The sequence below is a fragment of the Afipia broomeae ATCC 49717 genome (assembly GCF_000314675.2).
Classification (GTDB): Bacteria; Pseudomonadota; Alphaproteobacteria; order Rhizobiales; family Xanthobacteraceae; genus Afipia; species Afipia broomeae.
On the sequence record NZ_KB375282.1, the window covers coordinates 377,582 to 392,283 of the forward strand.

Genomic DNA, 14,702 nt, shown 5'->3' on the forward strand with positions numbered 1-14,702 from the left:
GTGAGGCCCTCGGCGCTGCCTTGGTCGAAGATCGCCCGCGCCGTCAGCGTCCGCTGACCCGGGTCCAGTTTTCGCCGCCGCAGATGGCGCCGACGCAACCCTCGACGCGCAAGGTTCTAGGCCCCATCAACAAGACCTTGCTGTCGTATACCTTGCCGTCATCGCCATTGTAGATGCGACCGGCCCACGTGCCGGGGCCGCTAGGGGTCATTCCGATGAAGAGCTGCACGCCGACCATGGGCCGCGATGCCAAATCAGGGTCGGGATTTTTGTCGTCGGTCTGCGGTTTCCCCGTTGCAGGATCGATTGCCTCGCGCAGCCAGGCGACCTTTCCGCACAGAGCCCGTCCACACTGGGTGACCTGAATCCGTGCGTCGCCCTTTTCCGTAAGCCAAAGACCCAGCGGAGATCCTTCGTCGGCCCTGGCGGCGCTCAAGCCACCCAACAAAACAACCAGCGCCAAAATGAGATTCAATTTCGAATTCATGACCAACCTGTACTGCTCCGAAGCCCCCGGCGCGGAGCGAACCTATACAGGCCGATCCGTTATTCAAGCCGCGGAACCATTCTGACCGGCGTGTTTTTGGCGATTGTCACATCGCAGACACCATCCGACAGTTTTCGCGCCGGGCTGCGGCGAACTGTCGTCATTGATGCGTCCGAGATGGCGTAAATCGCGCCATGGATATTGCTTTCACGGCGGTCTTTGGTCCTTATACAGAAGCCTGATTCAGGCTTTTATTATTGCTGCCAGCCGGTTGAGGGCATGCACGAACTTATTCGCGATATTACCTTTTCGATCCTGTTTGCCTGGGTGCTGGGCCTTGCCGGTCATTTTTTCCGGCAACCCCTGATTCTCGCGTATCTGGTCGCCGGATTCGTCATCGGCCCTTACGGCATGGGCTGGGTCAAGTCGCAGGAATCGATCAGCACGATCTCCGAACTCGGCCTGATCTTCATGCTGTTCATGATCGGGCTGGAAATCGATCTGAAGAAGATCATCAGGGCCGGTCGCGTTATCCTGTTCGCCGCCGGCGGTCAGTTGATCGGCGCATGTGTGCTCGGCGTGGCGTTTTTCCTCGCCATTGGTCTGTCACTGGGCGCGGGCAAGTTCGACGCGCTTTACCTGACAGTCGCCTGTGCGCTGTCGAGCACCGTCATCATCGTCAAGGTGCTCTACGAGAAGCGGGAACTGGATACGCTGCCGGGCCGCATCACGCTCGGCGTCCTGGTGCTCCAGGACATTTTCGCGATCCTGTTTCTCGCGGTGCAGCCCAGCCTCGCCGATTTGCAGATCAGTATTGTCCTGCTCTCGATCGGCCGCGTCGGGCTGCTGGTGGCGACCGCGATGATCCTCAGCCGGTTCGTCCTGCCGAAGATCTTTCACCAGATCGCGCGCAGCCCCGAACTGGTCATGCTCGGTGCGCTGGCATGGTGCTTTCTGATCGGCGAAGTCGCCGAACGCCTGCATCTGTCGCGCGAGATGGGATCGCTCGTGGCGGGCGTGTCGCTCTCGACGTTTCCCTATGCGCTCGATGTCACGGCGAAGGTCACCACGCTGCGGGACTTCTTCATCACGCTGTTCTTCGTGGCGCTCGGCATGACAATTCCGATTCCGAATTCGTCCACCATCTGGCTGGCGCTGGTCATTGCGGCGTTCACGGTGGTCAGCCGCATCCTCACGACATTCCTGCCGCTCTACTTCATGAAGCAAGGGTTGCGCGCCAGTCTTTTGCCGGCACTCAATCTTGCGCAGATCAGCGAATTCTCGCTCGTGATTATTCAGACCGGTATTGTGGCGGGACACATCACAGCCCAAACATCCAGTGCCGCGTCGTTCGCGTTCGTGATCCTCGCGGTGCTTTCGACCTTTGTGATCATGCGCAGCGACCCGATCACCCGGTGGGCCATCGGTGCGTTGAAAAGAATTGGATTTCTTGATCTCGACCAGGCCCATATCGCCGATGCCGATCACGAGGGCGGACACGGCACGGCGCGGCGTATCGTCATTCTCGGTTTCTTCCGGGCGGCGAGCGCGCTGCTCAGCGAGATCGAGCGGAAGAATGCCTCCCTGCTTGAGCAGATCAGCGTCGTCGACTTCAATCCGAACGTGTTTCGCACGCTCACGGCGCGCGGCATTCATGTCATCTACGGCGACATCAGCAACATCGACACGCTGCTGCATGCCGGTGTCGGCAAGGCCGAGATTATCATTCTCAGCGTGCCGGACTCGCTGCTGAAGGGCGCCAATAACGAGAAGCTGGTCCGCCACGTCCGCTCGATGAATCCCAATGCGAAGATCATTTCGACGGCGGACCTGCTGGCAGACGTGTCCGATATTTATGCGGCGGGCGCGGACTACGTCACCGTGACCCGCCTCACCGATGCAGCGGAACTCTACAGGGTCATTGATGCCGCCGATCAGGGCCTGCTGGAGGAAAAGCGCGCCGAGATGGACGACCTTCTGAGCGAGCGCCGCGAAGTCCTGCCCTGAGGCTTCGGCGGCAGTGCTCCGGAGCGCGTTCCGCCGTGCGGAAGCTTCGCGCGTTTAAAACCGCGAAATCCGTTCCCTCTGGACCTCTTGCCCGGATTTGGCAGGGGCATATCTCTTGTTTGAAGCCGTCAAAGGCCAGTGGATGACGGCCATGTGGACGGGACAGTTGCGCGGGCCCGCGCCCTGCGCCATACGATCTGCACCCCTTTTGAGAGCAAGAGCGCGTTATGGCCCATCCTATCCCTGAAGTTTTGAAGGCGTTTGCCGCGGGTGAAATCGTTGTGGTGACCGACGACGATGACCGTGAAGGCGAGGGCGATCTGATCGTCGCCGCCACGCTTTGCACGGCGGAGAAGATGGCCTTCATCATCCGCCACACCTCGGGCATCGTCTGCGCCCCGATCACCGCCGATAACGCCCGCCGGCTTCGGCTCGATCCGATGGTCGCCCATAACGACTCCAACCACACCACCGCGTTCACGGTGTCGATTGACTACAAGCCCGGCATGACCACCGGCATTTCGGCGGAAGAGCGCACGGTCTGCTGCCGGGCACTCGCCAATCCCAATGCGGGCGCCAGCGATTTCGCGCGCCCCGGCCATATCTTCCCGCTGATCGCGCGCGATGGCGGCGTCCTGCTGCGCTCGGGTCATACCGAAGCGGCGGTCGATCTCTGCAAGTTGTGCGATCTGCCGCCGGTCGGCGTCATCAGCGAACTGATGAACGACGACGGCACGGTGATGAAGGGCGAGCAGGTCGTGAAGTTCGCGGCCCAGCACAACCTCAAGCATGTCACCATCGCTGACATGATCTCGTACCGGCAGGCGCGCGAGAAGCTGATCGAGCGGGTCTCGACCTTCACCGTCGACAGCCCGATCGGGCAATTGGATGGCTATGCGTACCGTTCGCCGTTCGATCCGGTCTATCATGTCGCTTTCGTCTACAAGGGTGTCGGCAACGGCCAGAACGTGCTGGCGCGTTTCCACAAGCCTAATATCGTGAAGGACATCTTCTTCGGGTCGGGCCGGATTCTCGCGGCACTGGAGCACTTCAAGAAGAACGGCAGCGGCGTATTGGTCTATCTGCGCGATGGTGCAGCGGGCGTGCCTGTTGCTCCGATCGCTGACGATCATTCGGCGGAGGCTGACCGTCATCGGCAGTGGCGTGAAGTCGGCGTCGGCGCGCAAATCCTGCGCGATCTCGGCGTAACGTCGATCCGGCATCTCACCTCATCGGCGCACGACTACAAAGGTCTTTCGGGATTTGGCATCGAAATCATCGCCAATGAGCCATTCGAGAGCTAGGTGCTCGCGCGCGGGAACAGGTTTTGAGCTTGCAACCTGACGCCGACGATTTATCGTGATTTCACAGCAGCAGTCTAAAGCTGAAAGGATTTTGTCATGAGTGCCCGCCCGCAGACCAAGGACAAGCCAGCCAAGGCGACATTCCAGTGGGACGATCCGTTCCTGCTCGACGAGCAGTTGACCGAGGACGAGCGCATGATCCGCGACACCGCGCGCGCTTACGCCCAGGACAAGCTGTTGCCGCGCGTCACGCAGGCGTATGCCGAAGAGAAGACCGATCGCGAAATTTTCAACGAGATGGGTGAGCTCGGCCTGATCGGCGTCACGCTGCCGGAAGAATACGGCTGCGCCAATGCGAGCTACGTGGCTTATGGCCTGGTCGCGCGCGAGATCGAGCGAGTCGATTCCGGCTACCGCTCCATGAACAGCGTGCAGTCGTCGCTGGTGATGTATCCGATCTACGCCTATGGCGACGAGACCCAGCGCAAGAAATACCTGCCCAAGCTTGCCACCGGCGAGTGGGTCGGCTGCTTCGGCCTCACCGAGCCCGACGCCGGTTCCGATCCCGACGGCATGAAGACCCGGGCCGAGAAGGTCGCGGACGGCTATCGCCTGACCGGCTCGAAGATGTGGATCTCCAACGCGCCGATCGCCGACGTGTTCGTGGTGTGGGCGAAATCCGCTGCGCACGACAATAAGGTCCGCGGCTTCATTCTCGAGAAGGGCATGAAAGGTCTGTCAGCGCCGAAGATCGGCGGCAAGCTGAGCTTGCGCGCCTCGATCACCGGTGAAATCGTGATGGACGGCGTCGTGGTTCCGGAAAGCGCGCTGCTGCCGAACGTTACGGGTCTGGCAGGTCCGTTCGGTTGCCTCAACCGCGCTCGCTATGGCATTTCGTGGGGCGCCATGGGCGCTGCGGAAGACTGCTTCCAGCGCGCGCGCCAGTACACGCTCGACCGCAAGCAGTTCGGCCGGCCGCTCGCGGCGACGCAGCTTGTGCAGAAGAAGCTTGCCGACATGGAAACTGAAATCGCGCTCGGTCTTCAGGGCTCGCTTCGGGTCGGCCGCCTGATGGATGAAGGCAAGATGGCGCCCGAGATGATCTCGATCATGAAGCGCAACAACTGCGGCAAGGCGCTCGACATCGCCCGCGTTGCCCGCGACATGCATGGCGGCAACGGCATCTCGAGCGAATACCATGTGATGCGTCACGCGCAGAACCTCGAGACCGTGAACACCTACGAGGGCACCCACGACGTTCACGCCCTCATTCTCGGCCGCGCCATCACCGGCATTCAGGCGTTTTCGTAACGCCTTGCCAGGCGAGGGCTGAACTTGAGCGATAACGAAGACATTCCGTTCAATCGGGATTTCCCGCTTGCGCCCGGCGTCGTGGACGAGGTCGTCCCCGGCGTTCGGCGGGTGTTGTGCAACAATCCGAGCCCGTTCACGTTCACCGGAACGGTGAGCTACATCGTCGGCAAGGGCAACGTCGCCATCATCGATCCGGGCCCTGCCGATGAAGCCCACATCCAGGCGTTGCTCGACGCGGTGCGCGGCGAGACCGTGACACATATTTTTCTTACCCATACCCACAAGGATCATTCGCCGGGCACACCGCGCCTCAAGGCCGCGACGGGCGCGACGGTTTATGCCGAAGGGCCGCATCGTGCTTCGCGTCCGCGTCATGGCAGCGAACTTGCGCCGACCGAATCCGGCGCGGACTATGAGTTTCGCCCCGACGTGATCCTGAAGGACGGAGAGAGCGTCACCGGTGATGGCTGGCAGCTTGAGGCTGTTGCCACGCCGGGACACACGGCCAACCACATGGCTTTCGCGTGGGCCGAGCGCAAACTGATGTTTGTCGGCGATCACGTCATGGGCTGGTCGACCTCGATCGTCGCGCCGCCCGACGGATCCATGGTCGATTACATGGCCTCGCTCGAACGGCTGACCCGCCGCGGCGAGCAGCTCTATTTCTCCGGCCACGGCCCGGAAATCCCCGACGCGGTGCGGTATGTGAAGTTTCTGATCCGCCACCGCAAGGCGCGTGAAGACTCGATCCTGTATCGGCTGGCCAAGGGCGAAGCGGATATCCCGACCATTGTGCGCGCGAGCTATATCGGTATCGATCCGCGTCTGATCGGCGCGGCGGGTTATTCGGTGCTGGCGCACCTTGAGGATCTGGTTGCGCGCAATGTGGTTGCGACCGACGGTGATCCCACCATCGACGGCACCTATCGCTTGGTCGCGCCCTTGGCTTGAGGCTTGGCCGGCGTTATCAGCTTCTTCACGGGTTGGGCGGTGTCGACGGCATCATTCAATTCTTCTGCGAACTTGGTGATGCGCGCCGCGTTGGAGCCGAGATCGTGCTCGAAATAGCGCGACGATGAGCGCATATCGACCCGGGCACTGTCGCCGTCCGGTGTGATGCGGATCGCCACGTCCTCGCGGAAACCCATGATCGGCGTACGCGCCACCGCCTCGATCCGGCCGATCCGCTGTGGCGGCAATGGCGGGCGTTCGTCAATGATCAGCCACTTGTGCCGGTTCACCAGGCGCAGGGCCATCTCATAAGCCTTCTGGGCCGGGACATCGATGCTGATAGGCTCGACATCGGGGTAGGCGGTACGCTGCTGTTCGGCTGAATAGAGGCCTGCATAGACGGCGGGGTTCGCGCCATCGCCGGCGCGCAGCCGCGCCAGTGCCTCGAACCGGGGCGGATCGATCGGATCGGTGGTGATGTCGTGAATCGCGGGCAGCGTGCGGTACTGGAATGCAAGATAGGCCGGGTAGGCGAGGATCGCGGCGTCGATCAGAAAAGCCAGCAGAATGCGGCTCATGCCGCGCGAGCCGTTCTGCCAGATCGCCGCGAAGGCGGCGAGACCAACCAGGATTGAGAGGCCAGCACAGGCGAGCGCGCCGAAAAGGGTCGTTAGCGCCGGTTTGAAATCGAGGACACCGAACCTGACGATAACCACAGCAACGACCGATGCGAGCAGCGAAAACACCGCGAGGCGCCGCGACCAGGACGCGAGGGCGGAGATCGGCTCCATCTGGTAAGCGGCGGCAATCCGGCGGGCCATGCCTCGAATCCGTGTCTGCGTGGTCTGAAAGGGTGCGCCGGTGACCTAGCCCATTTTGAGGGCTGGTGGGAAGCAGGTTTGGGAACCGGATAGGAAAATGCCCGGCGCGAGGCCGGGCATTTGGAACCTTTCGATATCCGGCGATCAGGCCGCCGCCGTCGGGAATTGGTAGTCCTTGAACTGATCCCGAAGCGCGGTCTTCAGGATCTTGCCGGTGGCGGTGTGCGGAATGGCGTCCACGAACTGAACGTCGTCCGGCATCCACCATTTGGCGATCTTGCCGTCCATGTATTGCAGGATCTCCTCGCGGTTCGCCTTCTGCTCCGGCTTAAGCTGCACGATCAAAAGGGGACGCTCGTCCCACTTCGGATGATGCACGCCGATGACCGCAGCCTCCAGCACCTTTGGATGGCCGACCGCGAGGTTTTCGAGATCGATCGACGAAATCCATTCACCGCCCGACTTGATCACGTCCTTGGAGCGGTCGGTGATCCGCATATAACCGTGGCCGTCGATGGTCGCGACGTCGCCGGTGTCGAAGAAGCCCCTGTCGTCGAGGATATTTGTCTCGACGCGGTAGTAGCCTTTCGAAACCGCCGGCCCGCTTACCTTGAGGCGGCCGAAGGTCTTGCCGTCCCACGGCAGTTCCTTGCCGGCGTCGTCGGTGATTTTCATCTGCACGCCGAACGGCGGATAACCTTGCGTCTGCAGGATATCGAGCCGGGCCTCGCCCGTCAGGTTTTCGAACGGAGGCTTGAGGGCGCCCACGGTGCCGATCGGGCTCATCTCGGTCATGCCCCAGGCGTGACGGACTTCGCATCCCATATCGACGAACGCCTTGATCATGGAGCGCGGCATCGCCGATCCGCCGCAGATCACGACCTTGAGGTCGGGCAGCGTCTTCTTCTCCGCGGCCATGTATTGCAGCAGCATCAGCCAGACCGTCGGCACGCCGGCGGTATAGGTCACCTTCTCGGTGGAAAGCAGTTCATAGACCGATGCACCGTCGAGCTTGGCGCCCGGCATCACCAGCTTGGTGCCCATGGTTGGTGCGGAGAATGCGATGCCCCAGCTGTTGGCATGGAACAGCGGCACCACCGGCAACATGGTGTCGCTGGCGCGGGTGCCAAGCGCGTCCGTGTTGTTTGCCATCAGGGCGTGGAGAACGTTCGAGCGGTGCGAATAGAGCACCCCCTTCGGATCGCCCGTGGTGCCTGAAGTGTAGCACATCGCGGCTGCGGTGTTCTCGTCGAACTCCTTCCACTGAAAATTGCCATCGACCTCGGCGATCCACTCTTCGTAGGAGATCGCATTCTTCAGCGTGGTCTGCGGCATATGAGCCTTGTCGGTGAACACGATGAAGCGTTCAACGGAAGGCATCTTGTCGGCGATCTTTTCCAGCAGCGGAACGAAAGTCAGGTCTGTCATCATGATGCGGTCTTGCGCATGATTGACGATCCAGACGATCTGGTCAGGGAACAGCCGTGGATTGACGGTATGGCAAATGGCGCCGATGCCCATGATGCCGTACCATGCTTCGAGATGACGCCAGGTGTTCCATGCAATGGTGGCGACGCGGTCCCCGATCTTGATGCCGTGCTTGTCGAGCTGCTGGCCGACCTTCAGCGCGCGGGCACGAATTTCGGCGTAGTTGGTGCGATGAATAGGCCCTTCGACCGATCGCGTCACGACTTCCTGCTTGCCATGAATCGCCGCCGCGTGATCGATAATCCGATGACACAACAAGGGCCAATTTTGCATCAATCCAAGCATTCGGTATTCCCTCCTCAAGACATTCTTTTTGTTGGTGTGATCGTTGCTCCCCGAAGGGATTGGAATGAACTTTAGCGCGGACCACGCGGCCCGCAAATGGCCTTGTAACTGGCATGCCACGGGTCGGCTGCCGGTGCTCTTTTTTTTGGCGTTGGCGGCGGTCCTTACATGTGCTGCGTCGATGGAGGCAAGTGCCAATGTGCCGCTGCCGCGGCCACGGCCTGCTGACGCGCCCGCTGCGGCCGAGCCGGAAGGGGGGCCGCCCGATCAGGCGCCGCCCGTGCAAGAGCCAGCGGAGGCCAGGCCTCCCGAGCTTTCGGCGTGCAGGAAGGCGCTGACCGAAGATATCGCAATCGCGCCCTCGATCCCGCCCATCAAGGGGCCCGGCGGGTGCGGCGGCGAGGACCTGGTGCGCCTTGAGGCGATCGTGTTGTCGCCGACCCAGCGGGTGGCGCTGAAGCCTGCGGCGATCCTCCGCTGCACCATGGCCGCTGCGGTGGCCGACTGGATTCGCACCGACATGGCGCCGCTGGCGGCGAAGCTCGGCACCACCATCAGTGAACTCGATAATTTCGATTCGTTTGAATGCCGTGGCCGCAATCGCGTCCGCGGAGCAAAACTCTCCGAACACGGGCTTGCCAACGCGCTCGACGTGAGGGGCATGACGTTTGCGAACGGCAATAAGCTGTCGTTGACCGATCGCACGGCGTCACGCGAGATCCGCGAGAAGGTGCTGGCCTCGGTCTGCACGCGCTTTACCACGGTGCTTGGACCAAGCTCGGACTGGTACCACGAGGACCATATTCATCTCGACCTCGCGCAGCGGCGCGGCAACTACAAACTTTGCCAATGGGGCGTCCACGATCCGCTGCCGGCAGTCGCGCCGCTCCTACCGGCCGAGCGGCCCGAGGAAGCTCCGCCGCGTCCGACTGCGGAAGAGAAGGCCGCATCCGGGAAGCCATCCGAGGCCGCACCGGAGGCCGCTTCAGAGGACGATGACGGCAAGCCGGCGGCGCCTGCGAAGCCGCGTGGCAAGTTGTCCCGGCGGAGCGGCGCTCAATAAAAAAGCGCCGGACTGACCGGCGCTTTTGATCTGGTTCAGTTCAGCGAAGCTTAGAACGGACCCGTTCCGCCGCCGGCGCCTTGCAGCGCCATCTTCGAGTTGTAGGGCGAGTCACCCTGCTTCGGATCGAGCACCACCACGACCGTGCCCTGCTTGGCGCGGCTGTAAAGATCGATCACGTCCTCGTTGGTCATGCGGATGCAGCCTGAGGAAATCGACGCGCCGATATATTCCGGCTGGTTGGTGCCGTGAATGCGGAACAGCGTGTCGCGATTGCCCTGATAAAGATACAGCGCACGCGCGCCGAGCGGATTGTCCGGGCCGCCGGGGACCGACTGCGGCAGACCTTCGATGCGCTTGTGAATGTCCGCTGTGGGGGTCCACTTCGGCCATTCCTGCATGTTTCCGACGCGAGCGATGCCGGAGAACGCGAGCGCCTCTTCGCCGACTGTGATGCCGTAGCGGATCGCCTTGCCGCCCTCCAGCACGTAGTAGAGATAGTGATTGTCGGAATCCACCACGATGGAGCCCGGCGATTCCTTGCGATGATAGTTGACGATCGCGCGCCGGAACGGCGCCGCCACTTCCACCTTCTCATAGCGCGCCTTGGCCAGAAGCTCCTTGTCGCGCGGCTTGAGGGTAGCTTCCGGTGATTTCTCGTAAGTGGCCGACGTCGCCTGCATGCAGCCGGCGAGCGAAAGACCTGCGAGAAGAACGATAATTTTTGAGCCGAACGAGGACATTCCGAAGTTCCAAAAGAGGGCGCGGGGTGTGTCTTCACGCCAAATCTAGCCGGAAGAAGCTTCCGATTTCGTTACCCTTATTTGCGCCGAAACGCGCCGATTTTCCAGCGCTTCCAGGACGGTTTTGCCATGCAGCACGCCACCTGTGGCATTTGCGCCTCAGGAGAAGGGGCGATTAAACCAGAGGGTGCTTAAAGGCCCGGCAAAGGCCCGGATTTCGGGCCCTTCAGGCCAATCAGGACGTCCGGGAGGACGTCATTCTGCAGTCGCCACGGCGAATCGCTCTCCTTTTTGGATGTTGCTCCGGTTAGGAAAATGATCACGTCCTCGTTATTCATCGCCCGGGAATCGATGCGGCAGCCGCCGGTCGGATTCGTCGGTCTCCCATCGGATCGACCGGACCGGCCTGACGTCGATCGCTCCGGCTGCCTCGTCCCGCATGACAATTGTATGTCTCGTCGCCGTTCGTGCAGGAATCGAAGAGATTGCGCTTTGAGAGCAGATAGACGACACGTTGTTCGCGAAAGAGAGATTCCGGGAGTCGCATATGTTGTCGGTCTTCGTTCCCACTGCATCGTCGTTGAAGAAATTCGACAACGTCGAGGCCGACGCGCTGCCGCCGAACGCGATCTGGATCGACATGAAGTCGCCATCTCCTGGTGAAGACAAGGCGGTCGAAAAACTGGTCGGGATCGAAATCCCGACCCGCGAAGACATGCAGGAGATCGAGATTTCCAGCCGCCTCTATGTAGAGAACGGCGCGCGCTACATGACCGCGACGCTGATGTGCGCGGCGGATTCGCAGGCACCGCGGACAACGCCAGTGACGTTCATCCTGACCGATCACCGCCTCGTCACTGTGCGTTACGACGAGCCAAAGCCTTTCGCGCTGATTGCGGCGAAGCTCGCGCGGAGCTGTTCGCCGAGCATTACCGGCGATGGCGTTCTTCTCGAATTGCTTGATGGTGTCATCGATCGCTGCGCCGACATTCTGGAGCGGGCCGGCGCGGATGTGGATGCGGTTTCTTCGCAGATTTTCGAACCTTCCGCCGAGCGCGGCCACGCGCGCACCTATTCGCAAATCCTTCTGACCATCGGCAAGAAGGGCGACCTGACCTCGAAGGTTCGCGAGAGCCTTGTCTCAATCGGCAGGCTGATATCTTTCGTCACTGTCGAGACCGATGCCGGACGCTGGAGCAAGGAGCAGAAGGCGCAATTCAAGACCTTGCAGCGCGACGTGTCATCACTGACGGATCACGCTTCCTATCTGTCGAACAAGATCACCTTCGTGCTCGACGCCATGCTGGGTGTTGTCAATCTCGAGCAGAACAACATCATCAAGCTGTTCTCGGTGATGGCGGTGGTGCTGATGCCGCCAACGCTGATCGCATCAATCTATGGCATGAATTTCAAGGTGATGCCGGAACTGGAGCATCCCTGGGGTTATCCGTCGGCGCTGATCGCAATGCTTGTCGCGGCGATCGGGCCGTATCTGTTCTTCAAGTGGAAGCGGTGGCTGTAATTGCGGCCAGGTAGCTATTTCGCAAGCTTCGCAATCGCCGCCTTGATTGGCCGCGCGGCGCTGTCGTAGTCGGCCCATGCCTTGGTCTTCGCGAGCAGCGCCGGCACGGTGCGCAACGTATACCTCATCGGATCGAGATCGCTGCGCACCTGCGCCCATGTCATCGGCATCGACACCGGTGCGCCGTCGCGGGCGCGCGGCGACAGCGGGGCCACCGCCGTCGATGTCCGGTCGTTGCGCAGATAGTCGAGGAAGATTTTGCCCTCGCGCTGCTTCTTCGACATGTTGAGCAGATAGTGTTCGGGGCTGTCCGCCGCCATCTGCTGGCAGACGGCCTGCGCGAACGCCTTGGCGGTTTTCCAGTCGACCTTGTCTTTCTTCGCATCCTTCAGCGGCGTGACGACATGCAACCCCTTGCCCCCGGTGGTCTTGCAGAAGCTTTCCAGCCCGAGATCCGTCAATCGCTCGCGCATCTCGCGTGCCGCATCGACGACAGCAGAGAACGCGACGTCGGGCGAAGGATCGAGATCGAAGACAAGCCGTCCAGGAACATCGGGCTCGTTCGGCGCACAGTTCCAGGGATGCAGTTCGAGTCCGCCGATCTGTGCCACCGCGACCAGTCCCTCGACGCGATCGATCTGCACATACGGCTTCTTGTCACCGGAGACCTTCACCAGATCGAGCAATTTCGACATGCCGGTCATGGCGTGACGTTGAAAGAAAGTCTCGCCGCCGATTCCGTCGGGGGCCCTGATGATGGAGCAGGGCCGGCCCTTGATATGCGCGATCAGCCAGTCGCCGACCTTCTCCATGTAGTGAGCGAGATCGAGTTTGGTGACGGGCTCGCCATCGCCGCCATCTGGCCACATCGCCTTGTCGGGATTGGAGATCGTCACGCCCATGACGATGTTGTCGCCACCGCGCGAGGCGGCGCCGCGTGGGGAAGGAGTCTTGCCGTTCGTCTTCGCGGACAGTGTCGCGACATGAGTCCTGGCGGGCTTGTCTGCGGTTACCTCGCTTGCCGATTTGTCCTTGCGTAATCCCTTGAACGCAGCCTGCCGGACCATGTTGTCCCCGGTCCAGCCGGCGAACTCGATCTCGGCCACGAGCTCCGGTTTCAGCCAGTGCATGTCAGATGTCTTTTTTGGCGCGCCTTCGCCGCCGAAAGGACTCTTCGCCGCTGCGTTTGCCTTCAGTTCAGGCATGATCTGCTTGACGGTGGCCTGTCCGTATCCTGTTCCGACGACCCCGACATAGGCGAGGTGACCGTTTCGGGGCACACCGACCATCAGCGAGCGGAATTTGCCGCCGTTGCTCTTCCATCCGCCGATCACAACCTCATGTCCGGCGCGGACCTTCGCCTTGGTCCAGCTATCCGAGTGTCCCGAACGATAGGGTGCGGTGACCTTCTTCGACACGATGCCCTCAAGCGACAACGCGCGCGCGGATTCCATGATGGCGTTGCCGTTGGACTCGAAATGCTCGACGTAACGGATGGTTCCTTCATCGCGCTTTCTCTTTCCGTCGAGCAGAAGCTTGAGCCGTTTCTTTCGCTCCGACAGCGGAAGCGGCCGCAAATCTTCACCTCCCGCGAACAGGAGGTCGAACGCGAAGAAAATCAAATCGCCGGTCTTTTCGTCCGATAGCGCTGCCTGCAAGGAGGCAAAACTCGGATGGCCTTCGTGATCCAGCGCAACGACTTCACCATCGATGATGGCATCAGGAAGCTTTGCGGCTTGTTTGGCGATCGCCGAGAATTTTCCGGTCCAGTCGAGACCTTTGCGCGTACTCAACGTGACGTCGCCGTTCTCGATCCGCATCTGGACCCGATAGCCGTCGAACTTGATCTCGTGCACCCAGTTGCTGCCGGAGGGCGGGTTCTCGACGGATGCACACAACTGCGGCTCGACGAAATCAGGAAGCTTCGTAACGCGCTTTACGGCGGCTCTTGATTTTGCCTGTGTGGCGACGGGCTTTTCCTTTGCGGCCGAGGTCTTGGCGTGGCCCTTCCTGCTGCGCTCGTCAGCCGCGAGACCCTTGTTCGAATCCCATACGGCATCTGCCCCCGCGCGCTTCGATTTGCCTGTCATGAATGGCGTCGGCGCGGGGCCCTTGCCCGCCGCGATCTCTGCCATCGTGCGGCCTGATGCGACGGACGTGTCGTCGTCGATAATGTTGTTCGCCTTGCCTTCGCGAACGTATTCGTCCCGGTGCTTGATCAGCAGCCAGTTGGTGCGTTTGCCCCCGTTGCGGTCGTGCTTCATCCGCACCAGCACCCACTCGCCGTGAAGCTTGCCACCTTCCAGCGCGAACTTGAGGTCGCCTTTCTTGAAACCATGCTCGGGATCGTCCGACAGCCAGTAGCCGCGATCCCAAATCATTACGGTGCCGCCGCCATACTGCCCCTTGGGAATGGTGCCTTCGAAATCGCCATAGTCGAGCGGATGATCTTCCACTTCGACGGCCAGGCGCTTGTCTTTCGGGTCGAGGGACGGGCCCCGGGTTACCGCCCATGACTTGAACACGCCGCCAAACTCCAGCCGCAGGTCGTAGTGCAGCCGCGTCGCATCGTGCTTTTGAATGACAAAACGTCGCGCCTTGGCGGGCGCCACAGGGGTACGGCCGCTCGGCTCGGCCGTCTTGGTGAAATCACGTTTTGTTCGGTAAACCTTAAGTTTCTTTTGGGCCACGGCGAGGCATTCCCAACGGTGCAATAA

General features: G+C 61.3%; 11 protein-coding genes. 6 read left to right on the forward strand and 5 right to left on the reverse strand.

The window, feature by feature from the left end:
* Positions 1 to 43 precede the first annotated feature (43 nt).
* Positions 44 to 487 (reverse strand): DUF2147 domain-containing protein, encoded by a 444-nt coding sequence (locus HMPREF9695_RS01855; RefSeq protein ID WP_006019072.1) that lies wholly within the window; start codon positions 485 to 487, stop codon positions 44 to 46.
* Between the two features lie 279 nt (positions 488 to 766).
* Here HMPREF9695_RS01855 and HMPREF9695_RS01860 point away from each other — a divergent pair, with 279 nt between their 5' ends.
* The 4 genes from HMPREF9695_RS01860 to HMPREF9695_RS01875 all read left to right on the forward strand — a co-directional run bounded on the left by HMPREF9695_RS01860 (position 767) and on the right by HMPREF9695_RS01875 (position 6,063).
* Positions 767 to 2,494 carry a cation:proton antiporter gene (locus tag HMPREF9695_RS01860; RefSeq protein WP_006019073.1) on the forward strand — a complete coding sequence of 576 codons (1,728 nt, stop codon included), beginning with the start codon at positions 767 to 769 and terminating at the stop codon, positions 2,492 to 2,494.
* A gap of 227 nt (positions 2,495 to 2,721) precedes the next feature.
* Positions 2,722 to 3,798, forward strand: coding sequence for a 3,4-dihydroxy-2-butanone-4-phosphate synthase (ribB, locus tag HMPREF9695_RS01865; protein WP_006019074.1), 1,077 nt, complete (start codon positions 2,722 to 2,724; stop codon positions 3,796 to 3,798).
* 96 nt (positions 3,799 to 3,894) lie between these two features.
* On the forward strand, positions 3,895 to 5,109 hold the full coding sequence (locus tag HMPREF9695_RS01870) for an acyl-CoA dehydrogenase (RefSeq protein ID WP_006019075.1): 1,215 nt from the start codon (positions 3,895 to 3,897) through the stop codon (positions 5,107 to 5,109).
* A gap of 24 nt (positions 5,110 to 5,133) precedes the next feature.
* Positions 5,134 to 6,063 (forward strand): MBL fold metallo-hydrolase, encoded by a 930-nt coding sequence (locus HMPREF9695_RS01875; protein WP_006019076.1) that lies wholly within the window; start codon positions 5,134 to 5,136, stop codon positions 6,061 to 6,063.
* On the opposite strand, the gene HMPREF9695_RS01880 is transcribed toward HMPREF9695_RS01875, so the two are convergent.
* Together HMPREF9695_RS01880 and HMPREF9695_RS01885 are read right to left on the reverse strand one after the other, a co-directional pair.
* Positions 6,036 to 6,884, reverse strand: coding sequence for a DUF1499 domain-containing protein (locus tag HMPREF9695_RS01880; RefSeq protein WP_006019077.1), 849 nt, complete (start codon positions 6,882 to 6,884; stop codon positions 6,036 to 6,038). The genes HMPREF9695_RS01875 and HMPREF9695_RS01880 overlap by 28 nt on opposite strands.
* Positions 6,885 to 7,028: 144 nt before the next feature.
* On the reverse strand, positions 7,029 to 8,657 hold the full coding sequence (locus HMPREF9695_RS01885) for a fatty-acid--CoA ligase (RefSeq protein ID WP_006019078.1): 1,629 nt from the start codon (positions 8,655 to 8,657) through the stop codon (positions 7,029 to 7,031).
* Positions 8,658 to 8,721: 64 nt separating this feature from the next.
* Between HMPREF9695_RS01885 and HMPREF9695_RS01890 the strand changes: the two genes are divergently transcribed.
* Positions 8,722 to 9,720 (forward strand): extensin family protein, encoded by a 999-nt coding sequence (locus HMPREF9695_RS01890; protein ID WP_006019079.1) that lies wholly within the window; start codon positions 8,722 to 8,724, stop codon positions 9,718 to 9,720.
* 50 nt (positions 9,721 to 9,770) lie between these two features.
* Here the strand turns inward: HMPREF9695_RS01890 and HMPREF9695_RS01895 are convergent, their stop codons facing one another.
* Positions 9,771 to 10,463, reverse strand: coding sequence for a L,D-transpeptidase (locus tag HMPREF9695_RS01895; RefSeq protein WP_006019080.1), 693 nt, complete (start codon positions 10,461 to 10,463; stop codon positions 9,771 to 9,773).
* Positions 10,464 to 11,010: 547 nt separating this feature from the next.
* Between HMPREF9695_RS01895 and HMPREF9695_RS01900 the strand changes: the two genes are divergently transcribed.
* Positions 11,011 to 11,985 carry a magnesium transporter CorA family protein gene (locus tag HMPREF9695_RS01900; RefSeq protein WP_006019081.1) on the forward strand — a complete coding sequence of 325 codons (975 nt, stop codon included), beginning with the start codon at positions 11,011 to 11,013 and terminating at the stop codon, positions 11,983 to 11,985.
* A 14-nt stretch (positions 11,986 to 11,999) separates the two neighbouring features.
* Here HMPREF9695_RS01900 and ligD read toward each other — a convergent pair whose 3' ends face one another.
* Positions 12,000 to 14,675, reverse strand: a complete 2,676-nt coding sequence (gene ligD / locus HMPREF9695_RS01905; protein ID WP_006019082.1) for a DNA ligase D — start codon at positions 14,673 to 14,675, stop codon at positions 12,000 to 12,002.
* Between the last annotated feature and the right edge of the window lie 27 nt (positions 14,676 to 14,702).